The 21,070-nt window shown below is 70.3% G+C and carries 24 protein-coding genes; 10 read left to right on the forward strand and 14 right to left on the reverse strand.

Annotated features, from left to right (window positions below; translation table 11 throughout):
• Positions 1–38: 38 nt before the first annotated feature.
• The 4 genes from CP981_RS17895 to CP981_RS17910 form a co-directional block, all read right to left on the reverse strand.
• Positions 39–590: a hypothetical protein gene (locus CP981_RS17895; RefSeq protein WP_085924391.1), complete on the reverse strand. Its 552-nt coding sequence runs from the start codon at positions 588–590 to the stop codon at positions 39–41.
• Positions 591–597: 7 nt separating this feature from the next.
• Entirely contained in the window at positions 598–1,797 is a 1,200-nt protein-coding gene (gene mqnC / locus CP981_RS17900; RefSeq protein WP_085924390.1) for a cyclic dehypoxanthinyl futalosine synthase, read from the reverse strand.
• Between the two features lie 176 nt (positions 1,798–1,973).
• Positions 1,974–2,408 (reverse strand): hypothetical protein, encoded by a 435-nt coding sequence (locus tag CP981_RS17905; protein ID WP_143658863.1) that lies wholly within the window; start codon positions 2,406–2,408, stop codon positions 1,974–1,976.
• 127 nt (positions 2,409–2,535) lie between these two features.
• Positions 2,536–3,438 carry a menaquinone biosynthetic enzyme MqnA/MqnD family protein gene (locus CP981_RS17910; RefSeq protein WP_085924388.1) on the reverse strand — a complete coding sequence of 301 codons (903 nt, stop codon included), beginning with the start codon at positions 3,436–3,438 and terminating at the stop codon, positions 2,536–2,538.
• 249 nt (positions 3,439–3,687) lie between these two features.
• On the opposite strand from CP981_RS17910, the gene CP981_RS17915 reads away from it, so the two are divergent.
• From CP981_RS17915 to CP981_RS17920, 3 genes are all read left to right on the forward strand, one after another.
• Positions 3,688–3,891 carry a cold-shock protein gene (locus tag CP981_RS17915; protein ID WP_003984261.1) on the forward strand — a complete coding sequence of 68 codons (204 nt, stop codon included), beginning with the start codon at positions 3,688–3,690 and terminating at the stop codon, positions 3,889–3,891.
• 439 nt (positions 3,892–4,330) lie between these two features.
• Positions 4,331–4,468, forward strand: a complete 138-nt coding sequence (locus CP981_RS37755) for a hypothetical protein (RefSeq protein ID WP_158092640.1) — start codon at positions 4,331–4,333, stop codon at positions 4,466–4,468.
• A 16-nt stretch (positions 4,469–4,484) separates the two neighbouring features.
• Entirely contained in the window at positions 4,485–4,796 is a 312-nt protein-coding gene (locus tag CP981_RS17920; protein WP_085924387.1) for a hypothetical protein, read from the forward strand.
• Positions 4,797–5,000: 204 nt separating this feature from the next.
• Here CP981_RS17920 and CP981_RS17925 read toward each other — a convergent pair whose 3' ends face one another.
• Entirely contained in the window at positions 5,001–6,920 is a 1,920-nt protein-coding gene (locus CP981_RS17925) for an AMP-dependent synthetase/ligase (protein WP_085924386.1), read from the reverse strand.
• Positions 6,921–7,945: 1,025 nt separating this feature from the next.
• Positions 7,946–8,650: a TetR/AcrR family transcriptional regulator gene (locus CP981_RS17930; protein WP_167536109.1), complete on the reverse strand. Its 705-nt coding sequence runs from the start codon at positions 8,648–8,650 to the stop codon at positions 7,946–7,948.
• Between the two features lie 165 nt (positions 8,651–8,815).
• On the opposite strand from CP981_RS17930, the gene CP981_RS17935 reads away from it, so the two are divergent.
• Positions 8,816–9,697, forward strand: coding sequence for an alpha/beta fold hydrolase (locus CP981_RS17935; RefSeq protein ID WP_085924384.1), 882 nt, complete (start codon positions 8,816–8,818; stop codon positions 9,695–9,697).
• Positions 9,698–9,796: 99 nt separating this feature from the next.
• On the opposite strand, the gene CP981_RS17940 is transcribed toward CP981_RS17935, so the two are convergent.
• The 5 genes from CP981_RS17940 to CP981_RS17960 all read right to left on the reverse strand — a co-directional run bounded on the left by CP981_RS17940 (position 9,797) and on the right by CP981_RS17960 (position 14,393).
• Positions 9,797–11,158: a dicarboxylate/amino acid:cation symporter gene (locus tag CP981_RS17940; protein WP_085924383.1), complete on the reverse strand. Its 1,362-nt coding sequence runs from the start codon at positions 11,156–11,158 to the stop codon at positions 9,797–9,799.
• A gap of 450 nt (positions 11,159–11,608) precedes the next feature.
• Positions 11,609–11,899: a DUF4229 domain-containing protein gene (locus tag CP981_RS17945; RefSeq protein ID WP_085924382.1), complete on the reverse strand. Its 291-nt coding sequence runs from the start codon at positions 11,897–11,899 to the stop codon at positions 11,609–11,611.
• Between the two features lie 135 nt (positions 11,900–12,034).
• On the reverse strand, positions 12,035–12,559 hold the full coding sequence (locus CP981_RS17950) for a GNAT family N-acetyltransferase (protein WP_085924381.1): 525 nt from the start codon (positions 12,557–12,559) through the stop codon (positions 12,035–12,037).
• 44 nt (positions 12,560–12,603) lie between these two features.
• A complete protein-coding gene (mqnE, locus tag CP981_RS17955; RefSeq protein ID WP_085924380.1) occupies positions 12,604–13,767 on the reverse strand; it encodes an aminofutalosine synthase MqnE in 1,164 nt (387 codons plus the stop codon).
• A gap of 167 nt (positions 13,768–13,934) precedes the next feature.
• Complete coding sequence (locus tag CP981_RS17960; protein ID WP_085924379.1) at positions 13,935–14,393, reverse strand: Lrp/AsnC family transcriptional regulator; 459 nt, start codon at positions 14,391–14,393, stop codon at positions 13,935–13,937.
• Between the two features lie 113 nt (positions 14,394–14,506).
• On the opposite strand from CP981_RS17960, the gene CP981_RS39170 reads away from it, so the two are divergent.
• Positions 14,507–14,638: a hypothetical protein gene (locus CP981_RS39170; RefSeq protein ID WP_259670458.1), complete on the forward strand. Its 132-nt coding sequence runs from the start codon at positions 14,507–14,509 to the stop codon at positions 14,636–14,638.
• Here CP981_RS39170 and CP981_RS17965 read toward each other — a convergent pair.
• Positions 14,635–15,363 (reverse strand): UbiX family flavin prenyltransferase, encoded by a 729-nt coding sequence (locus CP981_RS17965; protein ID WP_085924378.1) that lies wholly within the window; start codon positions 15,361–15,363, stop codon positions 14,635–14,637. The two genes, CP981_RS39170 and CP981_RS17965, sit on opposite strands and share 4 nt — an antisense overlap.
• A 115-nt stretch (positions 15,364–15,478) precedes the next feature.
• Here CP981_RS17965 and CP981_RS17970 point away from each other — a divergent pair, with 115 nt between their 5' ends.
• Positions 15,479–16,072 (forward strand): rhomboid family intramembrane serine protease, encoded by a 594-nt coding sequence (locus tag CP981_RS17970; RefSeq protein ID WP_085924377.1) that lies wholly within the window; start codon positions 15,479–15,481, stop codon positions 16,070–16,072.
• A gap of 97 nt (positions 16,073–16,169) precedes the next feature.
• Positions 16,170–16,793, forward strand: coding sequence for a magnetosome magnetite crystal formation protein family (locus CP981_RS39175; protein WP_085924376.1), 624 nt, complete (start codon positions 16,170–16,172; stop codon positions 16,791–16,793).
• Positions 16,794–16,821: 28 nt separating this feature from the next.
• Here CP981_RS39175 and mqnP read toward each other — a convergent pair whose 3' ends face one another.
• Both mqnP and CP981_RS17985 read right to left on the reverse strand, forming a co-directional pair.
• Entirely contained in the window at positions 16,822–17,724 is a 903-nt protein-coding gene (gene mqnP / locus CP981_RS17980; protein WP_085924375.1) for a menaquinone biosynthesis prenyltransferase MqnP, read from the reverse strand.
• A complete protein-coding gene (locus CP981_RS17985) occupies positions 17,721–19,175 on the reverse strand; it encodes a menaquinone biosynthesis decarboxylase (protein WP_085924374.1) in 1,455 nt (484 codons plus the stop codon). Before CP981_RS17985 ends, mqnP begins: the two co-directional genes overlap by 4 nt.
• An 88-nt stretch (positions 19,176–19,263) precedes the next feature.
• Between CP981_RS17985 and CP981_RS17990 the strand changes: the two genes are divergently transcribed.
• The 3 genes from CP981_RS17990 (at position 19,264) to CP981_RS18000 (ending at position 21,043) form a co-directional block, all read left to right on the forward strand.
• Positions 19,264–19,689, forward strand: a complete 426-nt coding sequence (locus tag CP981_RS17990; protein WP_085924373.1) for a PLD nuclease N-terminal domain-containing protein — start codon at positions 19,264–19,266, stop codon at positions 19,687–19,689.
• Between the two features lie 28 nt (positions 19,690–19,717).
• On the forward strand, positions 19,718–20,263 hold the full coding sequence (locus CP981_RS17995) for a nucleoside deaminase (RefSeq protein WP_341873681.1): 546 nt from the start codon (positions 19,718–19,720) through the stop codon (positions 20,261–20,263).
• Between the two features lie 90 nt (positions 20,264–20,353).
• On the forward strand, positions 20,354–21,043 hold the full coding sequence (locus tag CP981_RS18000; RefSeq protein ID WP_085924372.1) for a DUF4291 domain-containing protein: 690 nt from the start codon (positions 20,354–20,356) through the stop codon (positions 21,041–21,043).
• The last annotated feature ends 27 nt before the right edge of the window (positions 21,044–21,070 follow it).

Below are 21,070 nucleotides of genomic sequence, written 5' to 3' on the forward strand. Positions count from 1 at the left end.
CGGGGAACGCACCGGGCACGGCGCGGCACGCCCGCCCGTCAGCGGCGGCGGTAGACCAGACGGCCGGCGAGGACGGTGGCCAGAGCGCTGCCGTCCTCGGCGAAGACCGCGAAATCGGCCGCGCCGCCCACGGTCAGCGCACGGGGGCGGCCGCCGGGCGGCTCGGCGAGCCCGGACCGCTGGACGGCCGTACGGACCGCGGGCCGGGTGAACGGCCCGGTCAGCGACGTCGTCCCGGCGGCCAGCAGACGCTGGAGACCACGGCGGGCGCTGGCGCCCCAGCGGGTCTCGGTCATCCCGAGGGCGGCGAGCGCCTCGCCGGTGAGCGGCTCGCTGCCGAGCTCGTCGGCCTCGCGCGGGTCGGGGTGGTAGGCGGACTCCAGCAGCGCGGCGCCCGCGGGCTCGTACCGGCCGGGAGTCAGTACGCCGTCCCACGGCCGGACCCGCGCGCGGTCTCCGTAGGCCGCCCACAGCTCCTCGTACGGGCCGATGGCGGCGAGACAGGCGCCGTCGACGAGGACCGCGTACCCGGCGATCGGCTCCCCGTCGTGACCGGGCCGGACACCCCGGACCCGGTGAAGTGTCAGCATCCGCGGCTCAGTTGGCGTCGATCAGCTTCAGTTCCGGATGGGCCGTGCCGCCCTCGATCGCCGTCGACGACAGATGCGAGACGACCTTGTCGTCGACCGGGTCGTTGGCCGGGTCGTCGTGCACGAGCAGGTGCTCGTACGTCGTCGCGCGCTGCGCCGGGACCCGGCCCGCCTTGCGGATCAGGTCGATGATCTCCGTGCGGTTGGAGCGGTGCTTGGCACCGGCCGAGGAGACCACGTTCTCCTCCAGCATGATCGAGCCGAGGTCGTCCGCGCCGTAGTGCAGCGACAGCTGGCCGATCTCCTTGCCGGTGGTCAGCCACGAGCCCTGGATGTGCGCGACGTTGTCGAAGAAGAGCCGGCCGATGGCGATCATGCGCAGGTACTCGAAGAGGGTGGCCTGCGTCCGGCCCTTCAGGTGGTTGTTGTCCGGCTGGTAGGTGTACGGGATGAAGGCGCGGAAGCCGCCCGTACGGTCCTGGACGTCACGGATCATCCGCAGATGCTCGATCCGCTCGGCGTTGGTCTCGCCGGTGCCCATCAGCATCGTGGAGGTCGACTCCACGCCCAGCCCATGGGCCGTCTCCATGATCTCCAGCCAGCGCTCGCCGGACTCCTTCAGCGGAGCGATGGCCTTACGGGGGCGCGCCGGCAGCAGCTCGGCACCGGCACCCGCGAAGGAGTCCAGGCCGGCGGCGTGGATGCGCTGGATGGCCTCCTCGACGGACACCTTGGAGATCCGGGCCATGTGCTCGACCTCGGAGGCGCCGAGGGAGTGGATGACCAGCTGCGGGAAGGCCTTCTTGATGGCGGAGAAGTGCTCTTCGTAGTACTCGACGCCGTAGTCCGGGTGGTGGCCGCCCTGGAACATGATCTGGGTGCCGCCCAGCTCGACGGTCTCCGCGCAGCGCCGCAGGATGTCGTCGAGGTCGCGGGTCCAGCCCTTGGCGGTGTCCTTGGGCGCGGCGTAGAAGGCGCAGAACTTGCAGGCCGTCACGCACACATTGGTGTAGTTGATGTTGCGTTCGATGATGTACGTCGCGATGTGCTCGGTGCCGGCGTAGCGGCGGCGGCGGACGGCGTCGGCGGCCTTGCCCAGCGCGTGCAGCGGAGCGGAGCGGTACAGGTCGAGCGCTTCCTCCGGCGTGATGCGGCCGCCCTGCGCGGCGCGGTCGAGTACGGACTGGAGGTCGGCGTTCTCGGTCACCGGGGCGTCCCTTTCGCAGGCGGGCATCACGAACTGAACCAGCGTACGTCAGGGGTGTGACAGCCTCGCTCGCGGCCGGACCCAGGCCCGGGCGGCGGCCTCCCCCCGGCGACCTGAGGCGGGAGGCCATCGCCGGACGGCGTCAGAAGTACGGTCCGTACCCCTTCACCGCGTCATCAGTAGTACGGGTTGTAGGCCTTCCTGCTGTAACACGAGGAGACCGGGCTGCTGCCCTTGACCTTCTGGGCCTCGACCCGGGCGCTGACGATGCCCGAACTCTCCGAGGCGTACGACTTCCACCGCTTGGTCGTGCCGGCTCCGTCGTGGTTCGCACGCCAGGAGTAGGTGACCCGCTTCCCGGAACCGGTGACGATATCGAGGCGCACCCGTGCCCAGGCGCCGTCCGCCGCCAGATCGTGCGCGCTGAGCCCCACCAGGCCCAGCTTGGTCTTGCCGGTGTAGCCCCAGTTCAGGGTGCCGCCCGCACCGCCGCCCGGGGTGCGGCAATCGACGGTGTTGACGCCCGCCGCACCGGCCGGCCCGGCCGGCATCGAGGCAAGCACCGCGACGGCACCGGCCAGGACGGCAAGGGCACGCGTACGTGGTCTCATGGATCCCCCTGTTGCACGTATCCACGATCATTGCGCGCTCGCAAGATCGCCCCCATCCTGCCCGAACGCGCCACCCGTGCGCTGCCCACCACCGCGCCCCCGGCGAACCGGGCCGCGCCGCCGCTCGCTACCGGGCGGCCGCCGACTCCAGCAGCTCCACCGTCACATCCGCCGGGAACCCGGTCGTCGGCCCGACCCGCCGGGCGAATTCCGCGACGCCCTGGAGCTGCGCGGGCCCGAAGCGGAAGTCCAGCGTGGTGAAGTAGCGCTCCAGGACCGGTTCGTCGAAGGTTTCCCAGCGGGCCGCCTGCTCGGCGACCTTGGTGACCTCCTCCAGCGACAGATCACGCGAGGCGAGAAACGCCTCGTGCACCTTCTGCACCACGGCCGGTTCGCGCTCCAGGTACTCGCGCCGGGTCGCCCAGACGGCGAAGACGAACGGCAGGCCCGTCCAGTCCTTCCACATCTGGCCGAGGTCGTGCACCTCCAGGCCCAGCCGGGGCCCGTCGTGCAGATTGGCGCGCAGCGCGGCATCGCCGATCAGCACCGCCGCGTCCGCCTCCTGCATCATCAGACCGAGGTCCGGCGGGCAGGTGTAGTAGTCGGGCCGCACGCCGATCTTCTCGGCGAGCAGCAGCTGGGCCAGCCGTACGGACGTCCGCGAGGTCGAACCGAGCGCGACCCGGGCACCGTCCAGCTGGTCCAGCGGCTTCTGCGAGACGATCACGCAGGACATCACCGGGCCGTCACAGCCGACGGCGAGGTCGGGGAAGGCGACGAGGTCGTCGGCGGCCCGCAGGAATTCGACGAGCGTGATCGGCGCGATATCGAGATCCCCGCGGACCAGCTGCTCGCTGAGCTTCTCCGGCGTGTCCTTGGTGAGATCCAGATCGAGCAGGGTGCCCGTACGGGCCAGGCCCCAGTAAAGGGGCAGGCAGTTCAGGAACTGGATGTGGCCCACTCGCGGCCGGCTGCGACGGCGGCCGGCGCCGTCTCCTGCGGGTGCGTCTCCGAAGGTTGAATTGTCCACATGCGGAGGCTAGACCTGTCTCCCCAGGGGCAGCGCGGCGGGTCGCCGTATGGACGTTAGTGCGGTCGGTTAAACGTGATCTTTGGCTCTTCCGCCTCAGGAGCAGCACATGCTACGCTCAGCGCAAGTTGCAGTTTGGTTTCCCTTGCAGTACAGAGCCTGCGGAGCATGTGACCCCGCAGGCTCTTGTAGTTTCAGACTTCTTTGCAGGTTCTGGAGCAGGGCAACCCTTTGGCCCAAGGAGGGCTTATGGCTACCGGAACCGTCAAGTGGTTCAACGCTGAAAAGGGCTTCGGCTTCATCGCCCAGGACGGCGGCGGCCCGGATGTCTTCGTCCACTACTCGGCGATCAACGCCTCTGGCTTCCGCTCCCTGGAGGAGAACCAGCAGGTGAACTTCGACGTCACGCAGGGCCCGAAGGGTCCGCAGGCGGAGAACGTCACGCCGGTCTAAGTTGCCCGGCCCGGAATTTCTTCCAGGTCGCCCCTAAGCAGTACCCAAGGAGCCCTGCTCCGCCACTTCGGTGGCGAGCGGGGCTCCTGCCTTTTCGCCACCGACACGCGCACTGCCACGAATGGCGGACGCATGAATTCCGGCCGTCCGGCGCATGACACACCCGAATGCCACACGCATTAGGGAATTCTTCCGTCAATGACCGCGGATTCGCAGGCCACCCCGCCCCCGGCCGGACGAACCGCAGGGGAAGGAATACCCGGATTACCGCTGCCGAGCATCCTGCTCGCCCCCACACACCCCCGCAGCGCCTCACACTCGCCCGCCCGGCCCACCGCGTACACGAGGGCGCACCTCCCCCGGCGCCGGCACAACTCCGTACCGAAGCGATCACCGAAAGTGGTCACATCGGAACATGACCCGGCATACCGTGGGCAGAATGAGCGAGCACTTGCCCCCGCAGAAGCCCTGCCCCGACTGCGCCGGCAGAGGCACCGTGGACTGGGAGACGCCGACCGGCGACCGCGTCACCACACAGTGCTCCGGTTGTGGCGGCACCGGAACCGTCCTGGCATAGAGGAGGCAGAGGCGACATGGCGGCCTCCAGTAGGAACGGTAAGCCGGTCGGCCTGGACGAGCAGTACGTCGGCAAGCTCCCGTGCTCGACCTGCGGGATACGGTCGATGAAACTGCCCGGCCAGCAGGGCGGGTTGTGCATCCCCTGCTACGCCGACGAATGCGCGATCGCCGGGCGGCGCGCGGCGACGGCCGGATCCTGGGTCGCCGCGAGCTTCGTGGGCGACCCGTGTCTGGCCTGCGGATCGCGGTCCGTCGACGCCAACGGCTGGGCGTTCTGGTGCAACACCTGCGATATGCAGACGGCCGTGGCCCTGCCGCCACGCTGAGAAGACCCGGACAACTCGCCCCGAAGCAGCCGCCCGTGACCGGCCCCCGGGGCTGCGACGCGCCGACGGCCACAGGTCCGTCCGGTGGAAGTCAGCCAGATGTCGTGGCGCGGCATCGCACGTCAGACCCCGTGCCACCTCCCCCACAGAGGTGACACGGGGTTCCAGTTTGACGCGCCGAGGGCTTTTGCTCCAGACCGGGGGTCATCTGCTTTCGTAAAGGGCCGCTATGTCTTTGGCGAAATCGCGGACCACGGCGGCCCGGCGGAGTTTCAGGGACGGGGTGAGGTGCCCGGTTTCCTCGGTGAAGTCCACCGGGAGGACCGCGAAGCGGCGGATGGATTCGGCGCGGGAGACCAGTGCGTTGGCGTCGTCGACGGCGCGCTGGATGTCGGCCAGCAGGCGCTCGTCGCGGACCAGGCGCTCGGGCGGCAGGTCCTGCTTCTTGTTCATCTGGCGCCAGTGCGCGAGCCCGTCCGGCTCCAGGGTGATCAGGGCGGTGATGTAGGGGCGGTTGTCGCCGATGACCAGGCACTGGCCTACGAGAGGGTGCGAGCGGAGGCGGTCCTCCAGAGGGGCCGGGGCGACGTTCTTGCCGCCCGTCGTCACGATGAGCTCCTTCTTGCGGCCGGTGATCGTGAGGTAGCCGTCCGGGTCGAGGGCCCCGAGGTCACCGGTCGCCAGCCAGCCCTGGTCGGTGACCGGGCGGGCCGCGCCGAGGGCCGCGTCCCAGTAGCCGGAGAAGACGTGGTCGCCGTGGATCAGGATCTCGCCGTCGTCGGCGATGCGGACGGCGGTGCCGGGGAGCGGCCAGCCGACCGTGCCGATACGGGGCCGGAGGGGCGGGGTGACGGTGGTGGCGGCGGTGGTCTCCGTCAGGCCGTAGCCCTCGAAGATCTCGATGCCGGCACCGGTGTAGAACGCGGCGAGGCGGCGGCCGAGGGGTGAGCCGCCGCAGAGGACGTGGCGGACCTTGCCGCCGAGGGCGGCGCGGATACGGCGGTAGACGAGGGGGTCGTAGAGCTTGCGGGCGCCCTTGAGGGCCACACCGGGGCCCGGGCCCGTCCCGTGCTCCTTGGCCTCGACGGCCTCGCCATAGGAGCGGGCGACGCGGACCGCGCGGTCGAAGGAGGCCGCGCGGCCCATCTTCTCCGCAGTGGCCCGTCCGGTGTTGAAGACCTTCTCCAGGACGTACGGGATGGCCAGCAGGAACGTCGGCCGGAAGCCGGCCAGGTCGGCGAGCAGATCGTCGGTCCGGATGCTGGGGGCGTGCCCGAGGCGGACCCGGGCGCGCAGACAGCCGACCGCGACCATACGGCCGAAGACATGGGAGAGCGGGAGGAAGAGGAGGGTGGCGGCGGGCTCCTCACTGACCGACTTGAAGACCGGGTGCAGCAGTTCGACGGCGTTGTCGACCTCGGCGAAGAAGTTGGCGTGGGTGAGGGCGCAGCCCTTGGGGCGGCCGGTGGTGCCGGAGGTGTAGATGAGGGTGGCGAGGGCGTACGGGCCGATGGCGGCGCGGCACTGGTCGACCGACTCGTCCGGTATGTCGCGGCCCGCCGCGACGAGTTGGGAGACGGCGCCGGTGTTGAACTGCCAGAGGTGGTCCAGGACGGGCAGCTCGGCGCGGAGGCCGCTGATCAGACGGGCCTCGTCGACGCCCTCCACGACGCAGGCGCGCGCGCCGCTGTCGTGCAGGATCCACTGCGCCTGGTGGGCGGAGGACGTGGGGTAGAGGGGGACGGTGACCAGGCCGGCCGCCCAGGCGGCGAAGTCGACGAGGGTCCACTCGTAGGTCGTACGCGCCATGATCGCGAGCCGGTCACCGGGGCGGAGGCCGGACGCGAGCAGCCCCTTGGCGACGGCGCGCACCTCTGCGGCGAACTCCGCGGCGCTGATGTCGCGCCAGATTCCGCTCGGCTGCTTACGGGCGAGCACGACGTCGCCGGGAGCCTCGTGGGCGTTGACGAACGGAAGGTCCCCGAGCGAGCCACTGCGCACGGGCGGGGCCAGCGGGGGTACGTAGACCTCGCGGACCGCGCCGTCGACCAGGGTTTTCTGCGGCTCGGTGAGGCTGGGAGCGGGTGCGAGTGATCCGGTGGGTGCACTTTCCTGGTGGGACACGAGCGGCTCCTCGTTTTCCTGTGCGGGTTGCCGTGGGCTGTCCGCCGGTTCGCCCACGGTGGGTCGGTGGCGGGTCGGAGGGGACGCCCGGTACCCCGTCCTCGGCGCGGGCGACGCGGGTCCCAGAAGTTGGGAGCCCCGGCGTTCGCTCCGGTCCTGCGGGCGGGGCACCGGACATCCCCTCCGACCACCGTCCGTACGCGGCTGACCCGCCATACCGATGACCGTTACGGCGGTCACGCATGGCGCCCCTTGGCAGGTGTCTGGTCCCCGCAGTTTGGGCGCGGCACCTCTTGGCAGGCACCTGGTCCCGGCAGCTTGGGCGCGGCACCTCTTGGCAGGCACCTGGTCCGGCCACCCGCAGGCTGGGCGCGGGCCGAGGCGGGCCGTAAGGCGCGGTGCCACCGTCCGGCAGTCGGCAACGGGGGACGGTCGGAGGGGATGTACCGGGGCCCGCCCGCAGGACCGGAGCAAACACCGGGGCAATCAATCCCACGTAGCCGCGTCGCCCGCGCCGAGGACGGGTCCCGGTGCGTCCCCTCCGGCCCCCGCGGCAACCACAGACCCCGCAACGGCGCCAGCCCAAACGCACCCGCACCGAAAGCACATGACGGATCGGCCGCGCCACGCAGGGGCGCGGGGAACTGCGCGCCCAGCAACGCACCCGCGGCCACACACGAGCCCCCAAGGCCCAAGCCCCCAGCCGCGCCGAACTACCGCAGGCCATCGCGGCATCGGCCTCATCAGGCCCGAACACCGACTGGCGCGGGAGGAGTTGGGCCGGCACGGCGAAGGCAAGGGTGGGCGGCGGGGAACTCCTCGCTCGCCGTCGGGGAACCCGTGGCACGCATCCTCGACCCAGCTCCTGACCTCGCTCCTGACCCAGCAGTAACCTTACTTCGAGGTAAATTTATGCGAGGTCCGGGAGTTGGCCAATACCCCGCACGCCCTTCGTTCCGTCAATTACGGAGCCGCCCCGGCCCCGGAGAACCGGGACCGGGGCGGCGGGCGGCGCGTGGGCCGTGTCAGCGCCTGGCACAGGAGCCGCTCTCGTGGTCGACGAGACCGCCCGGCACCCAGCGCTCTCCGCCCATGAGCTGGTTGAGGCCCATCCAGGCGAAGTTCATCATCGTGGCCGTGGTGTCCTTGGCCGAGGGATGCTCGGGGTCACCCGAAGCCCCTTCGTCCGTACGGACATTGGCCCACTCGGCGAGTGACTCGGCCGCGCCGACCAGGGCGTGCGCGAGGCCGGCGACCTCCCGTTCGGCCAGCTCGCCGACGCAACCCGCCTCCTTTGCGGCTGCACCGAGCAACTCCGTGATGAATGCGACGATTTCCGCCCGCAGTGCGGCCACTTCGCGCGCGAACGGCTCACCGTGTGTCCGCGCCTGCTGGTGGAGGACGGCCCAGCCGTACGGATGCTCGGCGGTGTGCGCGAAGAAGCCCTTCAGACCGCTGCACAGCTGCCGGTCGGCCGCCACCCCCGGTTCGACGGCCGACCTCACGGCCGCCACCAGCGCCGCCGACTCCCGCCGGATCACCGTGTTGAACAGGTCTTCCTTCGAATTCAGGTAGAGATAGACCAGCGGCTTGGAGACTCCGGCCAGTTCGGCGATCTCGTCCATCGAGGCCGCCCGGTACCCGCGCCGCGCGAAGGTCAGTACCGCCGCGTCCAGCATCTGCTGCTCCCGGACGGCGCGCGGCACCCGCTTGCTCTTCACAGCTCCCACCCCAAATGTCCCTCCATCCCGCCCCTTTACTGCAAAGTAAGTTTACGATCTCCGCTTCCCACCCCTCACCTCTTGACACCTTCCCGCCATAGCGAGACGATACGTCTCGTCGCGCTACGGAGACTGATGCGACGCACTTGTCCACATCACCTGGAGGACCGCCCCATGCAGCAGTTCATCGACGCCGCCCCCGGGGTCCGCCTGTGGACCGAGCAGCGCGGTGCCGCCGACGCGGCCCCGCTGCTGCTGGTCATGGGTGCCCAGGCGAGCGGCCTCGGCTGGCCGGAGCCGCTGGTCGACGCGCTGGCCGCACAGCACCGGGTCATCCGCTACGACCACCGCGACACCGGCCGCTCCACCTGGTCCTTCGAGGAACGGCCGTACCGGATCGCCGATCTCGCCGATGACGTGATCGCGGTCCTGGACGGGCTGGGCATCGACCGGGCTCATATCGTCGGCATGTCATTGGGCGGCATGCTCGCCCAGATGGTGCTCGCCGACCACCCCGACCGACTGCTCAGCGCCACTCTCATCGGCACCATGGCCCTCAGCACCACCCACTGCACCCGCCCCGACGGCAGCACGATTCCGGCCGACGCGCTGCCGGGCATCTCGCCCGAGGTCCTGGAGCTGTGGTCCCGTCCGGTCGAGGATCACGGCCCGGCGGCCGAAGTGGAGCGCCGGATCGAACACTGGCGCGTACTCGCCGGTGGCCATCTCCCCTTCGATGACGACTACTTCCGCGCCTTCGAGCACCGCGTCATCGCACACACGGGACACCACCGGGTGGGCACCGCACACGGCAGTGCGGAGCACGACGGCATGCTCCGCACGGACCGGCTCGCCCGGAACGAGGTACCGACCCTGGTGGTCAGCGCCCCCGCCGACCCGGTCTTCCCGCCGCCGCACCCCCAGCATCTGGCCCAGTGCATCCGGGGCGCGGAACTCGTCGAGATCCCGGGCATGGGACACGCACTCCCGCCCGCCGTCCACGCACCACTGGCCACGGCGATCCTGACCCACACGGGAGCGGTGGCGGTGGCCTGAAACCGGGCCCGCCGGTCCGCAGGCAGCGAGCGGGACACACGAGTGCGCCCCGGCCTTCAAGGAAAGGCCGGGGCGCACTCGTGGGGACGGCTCGGAGCGTCAGGCGGCAGCCGGTGCCGGTACGGAGACGTGTGCTTCTGCTTCCTCAACACCGGCCGTGTCCGGGGAGATGCTCCGCGCCCCGTTGTAGGCCTCACGGTCGAGGATCTTCTCCCGGGCGGAGACCAGGATCGGGATGACTGCTTGACCGGCCACGTTGGTGGCGGTGCGCATCATGTCCAGGATCGGGTCGATGGCCATCAGCAGGCCGACGCCCTCCAGGGGGAGGCCCAGGGTGGAGAGGGTCAGCGTCAGCATGACCGTGGCGCCGGTCAGGCCGGCGGTGGCGGCGGAGCCGATGACGGAGACGAAGGCGATCAGGAGGTAGTCGCCGATGCTCAGCTGGACGTCGAAGATCTGGGCGATGAAGATCGCGGCGATCGCCGGGTAGATCGAGGCGCAGCCGTCCATCTTGGTCGTCGAGCCGAACGGCACCGCGAAGGAGGCGTACTCACGCGGCACGCCGAGGCGCTGGGTGACCTGCTGGGTGACCGGCATGGTGCCGACCGAGGAGCGGGAGACGAAGGCCAGCTGGATGGCGGGCCAGGCGCCGCGGAAGAACTGGAGCGGGTTGACCTTGGCGACGGTCGACAGCAGCAGCGGGTAGACGCCGAAGAGGACGATCGCGCAGCCGACGTAGATGTCGACGGTGAAGGTCGCGTACTTGCCGATGAGGTTCCAGCCGTACGTCGCGATGGCGTTGCCGATGAGGCCGACGGTGCCGATCGGGGCGAGGCGGATGACCCACCACAGGGCCTTCTGGAGCAGCTCCAGCACCGAGCGGCTGATCGCGAGGACCGGCTCGGCCTTCTCGCCGAGCTGGAGCGCCGCGATACCGGCGACGGCGGCCATGAAGACGATCTGGAGGACGTTCAGCTCGGTGAACGGCGTGATGATGTCGGTGGGAACGATGCCGGTCAGGAAGTCGATCCAGGAGCCCGCGTGATCGGGGAGCTTGCCGTCCTTGGGGGTCAGGCCGGTGCCCGCGCCGGGGTTGCTGAGCAGGCCGATCGCCAGGCCGATCGCGACGGCGATCAGCGAGGTGACCATGAACCACAGCAGGGTGCGGGAGGCGAGCCGGGCGGCGTTGTTGACCTGCCGCAGGTTGGTGATCGACACCAGGATCGCGAAGAAGACCAGGGGCGCCACGGCCAGCTTCAGCAGCTGGACGAAGAGGTCGCCGATGTGCTGGAGCGTGGTGGTGAGCCAGCCGACGTCACCGCTCTTGGCGACCCAGCCGAGCAGCACGCCCAGGGCGAGGCCGGTCAGGATCTGCACCCAGAACGGGATCTTCGGTATGCGGGAGGACGTGGGGCGCTGCGGCGCCGGTGCGGACTCGGAAGTCTCGGCGGACGGGGACAAGGGACACACTCCGGGGACAGGTCAGGCGTCAGGGACGGCGAAAAGAAGCGCCAGGAACTCGAGCGGCTGCGGAGCAGAAGCGTTGCGGGCCTCTCCCGCCCGGAGGGGTGGGGAGAAGGATCTCCGGCCGCTGGAGGAGAGAGGTCAGCGGCGGCAACAGGCCGCGGACATACAGCGGCAGAGATCGACATGCAGGCGCGCCACGAGCGGAGTGCTCATGGGGGACGGGGGCGCGGCTGCTGTCTTCATGCCACGAACGTTAACACTTGAACTTTGAGGAACCCAAAGAAAATCTTTGGGTTCCCGGGGCGGCCCGCGCACCGGACCCGCCGTCAGAAACGCGACAGGCGCCCGGCCGTGGAGCGAAGTCCACGGCGACGGGCGCCTGTCGCGACGAAACGGCTGTGAGGCGTGTTACACGGCGGGGCCGGCGGCCCCGGTGGGGCGGCCTTACTTCAGGCCGTCCTCCTGGCCGACGCTGGCCGCGAAGCGCGCACGCTGGCGATCGACCCTGGGCGCGATCTGCTCGGCCATCGCATCCCGCTGCTTGCGCAGCAGCACGAAGCTGAGCGGCGCGGAGATCACGACAGCGAGCAGCAGCAGCCAGAAGATGTTGGAGGCGCCGAGCCCGAGCGGGATCACGTGGACGTACGCCAGGACCCACACCACGGCGAACGAGGCGACGAAGAGGCCGAGGCGAAGGGCGGTGTAGCGGAGCGTGGCGAACTTGTGGCTACTCACGGATGGGACCTTCTCCTCAACGGCAACCTAAAGGGTCTGCATCCAGTCAAGCACAGCGCTTCGGGCGATCTTCGCGGCCCCCGCCGCAGCCGGTCACCGGCGCGGCCCGCCCCTCGCGGCGCCCCGGCCCTTCCGTCAGCCCAGATCCAGCCACATGGTGATGTCGTCGCGGTAGTCGTCGTCGGCGACCCGGATCGCGCCGGGGACCCGGCCGACCTCCTGGTAGCCGCAGGCCTCGTAGAAGGGGCGGGCGCCGGAGCCGCCGCGGCAGGTGAGGCGGAGCGCGGTGATCCCCTCGACGGAGCGGGCGGCGTCGGCGACCGCCGTCATCAGCCGGCGGCCGGCGCCCTGCCCCTGGAGGGCGGGGTGGACCATGACGGTGTAGACCCACAGCCAGTGCTTCATCAGGCGGTGGGTGTTGGTGGTGAGGAACGCCGTGGCCAGCACCCGGCCGTCCGCGTCCCGCCCGGCCACCAGGCGCTGGCGGCCCTCGGCCATGGCCGTCAGATGCTTGCGCAGCTCCGGGCGGACGTCCTCGCGGGTCACCGGCGGGACGAACCCGACCGCACCGCCGGCGTTGGAGACCTCGGCCCACAACGCGCATATTCCGTCATGGAGTTCGGGGGTGACAGCAGGGTCCAGGTCGAAACGCACGTTCATGACCCGGACCCTAACGTTCCCCGCCGGCGGTGCTGCCGAGCAGGTCAGACGCGCATCGGCTGCGGGGATTCGCGGCGGTCCGGGTCCGGGCCCGGGTACTCGCGGATGGCCTCGTAGCGGGTGTTGCGCTCGACGGGGCGGAAGCCGGCGTCGCGGATCAGCTCCAGCAGGTCCTCACGGGTCAGCTTGTTCGGCGTGCCGTAGTTGTCCGCGTCGTGCGTGATCTTGTATTCGACGACCGAGCCGTCCATGTCGTCCGCGCCGTGCTGAAGGGCGAGCTGGGTGGTCTGCAGACCGTGCATCACCCAGAAGCACTTGACGTGCGGGACGTTGTCGAAGAGGAGGCGGGAGACCGCGAAGGTCTTCAGGGCCTCGGCGCCGGTCGCCATCGTCGTCCGGGCCTGGAGCTTGTTGCGGACCTTGCCGTCCTGCATGTCGACGAAGTCGTGCTGGTAACGCAGCGGGATGAAGACCTGGAAGCCGCCGGTCTCGTCCTGGAGCTCACGCAGCCGCAGCACGTGGTCGACGCGGTGGCGGGGCTCCTCGATGTGCCCGTAGAGCATCGTCGAGGGGGTCTTGAGGCCCTTTTCGTGGGCGAGGCGGTGGATGCGCGACCAGTCTTCCCAGTGGGTGCGGTGGTCGACGATGTGCTGCCGGATCTCCCAGTCGAAGATCTCGGCGCCGCCGCCGGTCAGCGACTCCAGGCCGGCGTCGATCAGCTCGTCGAGGATCTCGGAGGCGGAGAGCCCGGAGATGGTCTCGAAGTGGTGGATCTCGGTGGCGGTGAAGGCCTTCAGGGAGACGTTCGGCAGGGCCTTCTTCAGCTCGCTGAGCGAGCGGGGGTAGTAGCGCCACGGCAGGTTGGGGTGGAGCCCGTTGACGATGTGCAGCTCGGTGAGGTTGTCGTTCTCCATCGCCTTGGCGAGGCGGACGGCCTCCTCGATGCGCATCGTGTACGCGTCCTTCTCGCCCGGCTTGCGCTGGAAGGAGCAGTAGGCGCACGACGCGGTGCACACATTCGTCATGTTGAGGTGACGGTTGACGTTGAAGTGGACGACGTCGCCGTTCTTGCGGGTACGCACCTCATGGGCGAGGCCGCCCAGCCAGGCCAGGTCGTCGGACTCGTAGAGGGCGATACCGTCCTCGCGGGTCAGCCGCTCCCCGGCGTGGACCTTCGCCTCCAGCTCGCGCTTGAGGCCCACATCCATCGACGCAGCCATCCGGTCGCCTCCCAGTCTCTGCCGTATCGGTGCCGTTCCGGAGCCCTTCCGGAGCCGGAAACGGGCTTCACCGAGCGTACTCCCCCGTAAAAGAGGCGGACGGAGCCCCCTGGCGCGCCCGTCCGCCCCGGTGGGTACCGGTGGCGCCCGGTGGCCTATTCGGCCTCTTCGGGCAGTTGGCCGACGCGGTTCTCCCACTTGGTGGAGAGCACGATCGTGGTGCGCGTACGGGAAACGCCCTTGGTGCCGGACAGCCGCCGGATGGTGCGCTCCAGGCCGTCCACGTCGCCCACCCGCACCTTGAGCATGTACGAGTCGTCGCCGGCGATGAACCAGCAGTCCTCGATCTCTTCGAGGTCGCGCAGCCGCTGGGCGACGTCCTCGTGATCGGTGGCGTCCGACAGCGAGATGCCCACCAGCGCCGTGACGCCGAGGCCGAGCGAGGCGGCGTCGACCGTCGCGCGGTAGCCGGTGATCACGCCGGCCGACTCCAGGCGGTTGATCCGGTCCGTGACGCTGGGCCCGGAGAGGCCGACGAGCCGGCCGAGCTCCGCGTACGAGGCCCGGCCGTTCTCGCGAAGTGCCTGGATGAGCTGCCTATCCACCGCGTCCATGCCCTCAAGCCTTCCAATCTTTACGCATTTTCGGGTTCTGCCTGTAGAATCTAAGGCGCGCAGGGCCTTAGCCCTGTAAATCTTTCAGAGACGATCTCACAGGAGTTGTCACCGTGTACTCGATCGAGATGGCCTACGCCCGCATGCGCGAGCTTCAGGACCAGGCCAATCGTTCACGTGCCCACCGCTCCGCGGCACCGCGGACCCGGCGCCTCTTCGGCCGCGCCGCAGCGAAGAAGCGCTAAGGAGCCTCCGGGGCCTCCTCCACTTCTCTGGAGCCGCCCCGCAGCTCCCCTTCCCACCGCCGGTACAGCCCGTGCGGCACCTCGGCCGCATCGAGCACCCGGCCCGCGACGAAGTCCACCAGATCCTGGATGTGCGTCGCGCCCGCATAGAACGCCGGTGAGGCGGGCAGCACCACGGCGCCCGCCTCGTCCAGCGTCACCAGATGCTTCAGCGTCGGCCCGTTCAACGGGGTCTCGCGCACCGCGACCACCAGCCGCCGCCGCTCCTTGAGCGTCACGCTCGCCACCCGCTGGAGCAGATCCTTCGAGAGCCCGAGCGCCACCCCGGCCACACACGCCGTGCTCGCCGGGACGATCAGCATCCCCTTCACCGGATACGAGCCCGACGAGGGCCCGGCCGCCAGATCCCCGGCCGGCCAGTACCGCACCTCCGCCAGGTCCGCCTCCGTCACCGGAAACGTCCCCGGCTTGCCATCCGCTCCCCGCGCCAGCCATTCCCGCAGGTCAGCGCGCCAGTGAGCGTCCCGGAAGGCGATCCCCGTCTCGTCCAGGAGGGTCAGCCGCGACGCCCGGCTGACGATCAGATCCACCGCCTCCCCGGCGGCGAGCAGCCCGCGCAGCACGGACGCGGCATACGGCGTCCCGGACGCGCCGGAGATCCCCACGACCCACGGACGGCGGCGGCCGGGGCCCTGCTTACTGGTGTCGTTGTGCGGCGGCTCCACGCATCGAGCCTATCCGGCGGAACCACGGACCCCCTCACGGCCGTTCCTACCTGTGCGCCCTCGCCGACCTCCGCCGGGGGCCGCCCCACCGGGGGACGAGAAGGGACGGCCGGAGATGACCTCACGCGCGAAGCCCGCGATCTGTCTGATGCTGGGCTGGGTGGCCCTGCTCTGGCTGCTGGAGGGCGTCGACTTCGCCACCGGCGGCGCGCTGGACACCTTCGGGATCACCCCGCGCGAGCCCGCCGAGCTGGCCGATGTCGTGCCCGCCGCCTTCCTGCACTTCGGCTTCGGGCATCTCGTGGCGAACACCCTGCCGTTGCTGCTGCTCGGCCTGGTCGCCGCGCTGCGCAGCGGGGTGCGCCGCTTCCTCGCCGTCGCCGCGCTGATCATCCTCACCAGCGGACTGGGCGTCTGGTTCACGGCCGCGCCGGACAGCAACACCGCGGGCGCCTCCGGAGTCGTCTTCGGGCTCTTCGGCTATCTCCTGGTGCGCGGCTTCATCGAGCGCAAACTCCTCGACATCGGCATCGGCCTGGTGGTGGGTGTGCTCTACGGCTCGATCCTGTGGGGCGCGCTGCCGACCGACAGCGGCATCAGCTGGCAGGGGCACCTGTTCGGGCTGATAGGCGGGGTGCTCGCGGCCTTCGTCTTCCGGGTACGCGCTCCCGGCACCCTGCCCGCCGCAGATGTCCGACCCCTCGCATAGCCTCAGTCCGAACGGGAGCCGCGGGGCCGGACGAACCGGCCGCGGGCGTGCCACACGGCGCCTGAGGCGCCACGCAGTAACCACGGGGGAGCACAGCATGTCCGACTACCACCAGCCCGGATACGGTCCACCGGCCGGCGGACCACAGCAGCCGTACGGGACACCCCCGCAGGGCTGGCCCGGCGCCCCGCAACCCGGTGCGCCGCAGCCCGGTGCGCCGCAGCCCGGAGGCTACGGCTACCCCGGCACCCCGCAGCCCGGCTACGGCCCCCGACCGCCCGCCCCTTCGTCGGGCCCCGCGATGTGGTCCCACCTCGGCGCGCTGCTGACCATCACCGCGGGCACGATGATGTGCTGCGGCCTGGGCGCCTTCCTCGGCTGGATCTACCCGCTGTCCCTGCGCGGCAACGACCGCCACCAGCACGACCCGTACATCCGCCACCACGCCACCCAGGCCGTGAACTACGGCATCACGCAGGCCATCATGGCGGCCTTCGGCCTGGTGCTGTACGTCGCCAGCGCCCTCACCTTCGCCGCGGTCGCCACGGAAGAACAGCGCAACAGCTCCGGCCTCGCGGTCCCCCTGATCACCGTGATCGCCATCTTCGCCGCCTACGCCCTGTCCGGCGTCATCTGCGCCGTCATGGCCACGGTCAAGGCAACCCGCGGCGAACTGTGGACCTATCCCCGCCTGATCGCCTGGCCTCTGAGCAAGGGCTGATCGGCCGTCACTCGGCCGCCGCCACCCCTCAGGCCGTCAGCCCCCGCACCACCAGATCCAGCAGCGCACAGACGAACAGCGCGATCCCGATGAAGCCATTGACCTGGAAGAACGCCCGGTTCAGGCGGGTCAGGTCATGGGGCTTGACGATCGTGTGCTCGTACAGGAAGGCCGCCGCCACGATCACCAGGCCGAGCCAGAGGAACACCCCCGCGCCGGTGGCCACGACGTACCAGGCGAAGAGGCCCGTCGTGACGAGGTGGCAGCCGCGGGCGCCCCAGATCGCGGCCGGGATGCCGAAGCGGGCCGGGACGGACTTCACGCCGACCTCGCGGTCCGTCTCCACGTCCTGGCAGGCGTAGATCAGGTCGAAGCCGCCGATCCAGATGCCGACCGCGAGGCCGAGGATCGCGGCCTCCCAGGACCAGGCCCCGGTGATCGCGAGCCAGGCGCCGACCGGGCCCATCGCCTGGGCGAGGCCGAGGATCGCCTGCGGGAAGTTGGTGAACCGCTTGCCGTACGGATAGACCACCATCGGCACCACGGCGAGCGGTGCCAGCGCCAGGCACAGGGGGTTCAGCAGGGCGGCGGCGCCCAGGAAGACGACGAGTGCGATCAGCGCGCCGGTCCAGGCGGACTTCACCGATACCGCGCCGGTGACCAGTTCCCGTTGCGCGGTGCGCGGGTTACGGGCGTCGATCTCGCGGTCGATGATGCGGTTCGCGGCCATCGCGAAGGTCCGCAGGCCGACCATGGCGACGGTGACGAGGAGCAGGCGGCCCCAGTGGATGTGCCGGTCCTCCTCGTACATCGCGGTCAGCGAGGCGATGTAGGCGAAGGGCAGCGCGAAGACCGAGTGCTCGATCATCACCAGGCGCAGAAAGGCCTTGGTGCGGCCCGGCTGCGGGACGGCTGCGGATGCGCTGCTCACGAGAGGCCGTACTCCTTCCAGCGGCGGTCGACCAGCGCCGCCGTCCGCGGGTCGGATTCGACCATCTCGGGCCAGCCCCCGTCCCTGGTATAGCCCTCCTCGGGCCACTTCTTCGTCGCGTCGATGCCCGCCTTGCCGCCCCAGAACTGCTGGTAGGAGGCGTGGTCGAGATGGTCGACGGGACCTTCGACGACGGTGAGGTCACGGGCGTAGTCGGTGTTGCCGAGCGCCCGCCACGACACCTCGTGGAGGTTGTGCACATCGCAGTCCGCGTCCACGACCACGATCAGCTTGGTCAGCGACATCATGTGCGCGCCCCAGATGGCGTGCATGACCTTCTGTGCGTGCTTGGGGTACTTCTTGTCGATCGAGACGATCGCACAGTTGTGGAAGCCGCCGGACTCGGGGAGGTGGTAGTCCACGATGTCCGGGACGATGATCTTGAGGAGCGGGAGGAAGAACCGCTCCGTCGCCCGGCCCAGCGGCCCGTCCTCCGTCGGCGGGCGGCCTACCACGATCGACTGGAGCAGCGGCCGCTTACGCATCGTCACACAGTCGATGGTCAGCGCCGGGAACGGCTCCTGCGGCGTGTAGAAGCCGGTGTGGTCGCCGAACGGGCCCTCGGGCAGCATCTCGCCGGGCTCCAGCCAGCCCTCGATGACGACCTCGGCGTTCGCCGGGACCTGGAGCGGGACGGTCTTGCAGTCGACCATCTCGATCCGCTTGCCCTGGAGGAAGCCGGCGAAGAGGTACTCGTCGATGTCGCCGGGCAGCGGGGCGGTGGATGCGTACGTCACGGCCGGGGGGCAGCCGAAGGCGATGGCCACCGGCAGCTTCTCGCCGCGCTGGGCGGCGACCTGGTAGTGGTTGCGGCTGTCCTTGTGGATCTGCCAGTGCATGCCGATGGTGCGCTTGTCGTGGCGCTGGAGGCGGTAGAGGCCCAGGTTGCGCACCCCGGTCTCCGGGTGCTTGGTGTGCGTCAGCCCGAGGTTGAAGAAGGAGCCGCCGTCCTCGGGCCAGGTGAACAGCGCCGGGAGCTGGTCCAGATCGACGTCGTCGCCCCGGAGCACGACCTCCTGGACGGGCGCTTCCTTGACCTTCTTCGGCGGGACGTGCGTCATGCCGGCGAGCTTGCCGAACGCCTCGCGCACACCGACGAAACCGTGCGGCAGCTCCGGCTTGAGCAGGCCGCCGATCTTGCCGCTGATGTCCTCGTACGCCTTGAGGTCCAGCGCCTTCAGCAGGCGGCGGTCGGTGCCGTAGACGTTCATGGCGAGCGGCATCGCCGAGCCCTTGACGTTCTCGAAGAGCAGCGCCGGACCGCCGGACTTCTGCACCCGGTCCACGATCTCGCCGACTTCCAGATACGGGTCGACCTCGGCCTTGATGCGCTTGAGGTCGCCTTCCCGCTCGAGCGCGCGCAGGAACGAGCGAAGATCGTCATAAGCCATGCGTTCCAGTATCGGGTACGCACTACCCTGGACGGGTCACCGGGCCCCGGCGAGGGCCCGCCGTCGCGCGCAGGGGGACCGTTCCGCAATGCTCAGGTATCTGCCGTTCCTACTGGTGCTGGCGCTGTGGATCTACGCGTTCATCGACTGCCTCAACACCCCCGAATCACAGGTGCGCGGCCTGCCCAAGGTGGTCTGGGTCCTGATCATCCTGCTCTTCGGCGAGGTACTGGTCGGCCCGGTCGCCTGGCTGGTGGCGGGCAAGCAGCGGCGGCCGGTGGCGGGCGGCGGCAGCACGCCGTCGCAGTGGCACCGCAACCACCGTACGAAGTTCGTCGCGCCGGACGACAACCCCGAGTTCCTCCAGTCCCTCAAGAGCGAGAACAAGAAGGACGAGGCGCTGCTGAAGGACTGGGAGGCCGATCTGCGCCGCCGCGAGGAGGAGCTGCGCCGCAAGGAGGCCGGGCCGGGCGAGGCGAACGGCCCGGAGGACACCCCGCCGGCCACGGGCTGAGGCACGGTGCGCGGCGTACGGTGAGTCCATGGACCGTACGCAGGACTGGGGGCAGGACCGCGACGAGTTCCGGCTGCACGGCCGCGTCGACGGGCACAGCGACCCGACCGGGCACCCGGACCATCTCCAGGAGCAGGCCCGCGCCATGCTGGCGACGGCGGTCGCCGAGGCGCGTGCCGGGCTGGCCGAAGGGGGCATCCCGATCGGCGCGGCGCTCTACGGGCCGGACGGCACTCTGCTGGGCCGCGGCCACAACCGCCGCGTCCAGGACGGCGACCCCACCCTGCACGCCGAGACCGCGGCCTTCCGCGCGGCCGGCCGCCGGCGCGGCTACCGCGGCACGACGATGGTCACCACCCTCTCCCCCTGTTGGTATTGCAGCGGCCTGGTCCGCCAGTTCGGCATCTCCCGGGTGATCATCGGCGAGGCCCGCAGCTTCCACGGCGGCCACGACTGGCTGGCCCGGCACGGCGTCCGGATCGTGCTGCTGGACGACCCCGGGTGCGCGTCGATGATGCGCGACTTCATCGGGGCCCATCCGGAGCTGTGGCGGGAGGACATCGGGGACGAGTGAGCGGCGGGGGCGTCACCCCCCTTCCGGCCCCGGCCCCCGCCCCCACAATGCGCTGGCCCGCCGCCCGGCCCTCCGTCAGGATGACCAGGCATGACCACCAGTTCTGCCGGCCCCGACGGCCCTGCCTGCCCTGTCCCGGCTCCCCGCGCCCCCGTGGACGCCGCCGCGGACGGTCCCGCGCCCCTCGCCGAGCCCCAGCGCCGTATCCGTGCCCTGTATACGGAGCGGACCGTCACCGTGTACCAGGCCTACTCCCCCGCGCTCGGCCTTCCGGCTGCGCGGGACGGGCGGTTTCCGGCGGCCTGGAAGCGGGAGCGGATGACATGGATCAAGCCGTCGTTCCTGTGGATGATGTACCGCTGCGGGTGGGGGACCAAGGCGGACCAGGAGACGGTGCTCGCGGTGGAGATCGAGCGGGACGGGTTCGACTGGGCGTTGCGGAATGCCTGTCTTTCGCATTACGACGCCGGGGAGCATGCCGACCGGGCCGCGTGGCAGCGGGAGTTGAAGGGGGCGCCGGCCCGGGTGCAGTGGGATCCGGAGCGCGATCTGGCGTTGCGGGCGCTGCCGTACCGTTCGCTTCAGCTGGGGCTGTCGGGGGAGGCGTCGCGGCGGTACGCGGATGAGTGGACGGTGGCGATCAGGGATGTCACCCCGCTGGCCCGGGAGGTCCATGCGCGGGTGCGGGCCGGGGAGACCGCGGCGGCCGCCGCGCTGCTGCCCGGGGAGCGTACCTACCCGGCACCCGAGGGAACTCCGGGCCTGCGCCGCGTGTCCTGACCTCGCTGCGCAAACGCGTAAATCCCG

Source organism: Streptomyces platensis (assembly GCF_008704855.1).
GTDB lineage: Bacteria > Actinomycetota > Actinomycetes > Streptomycetales > Streptomycetaceae > Streptomyces > Streptomyces platensis.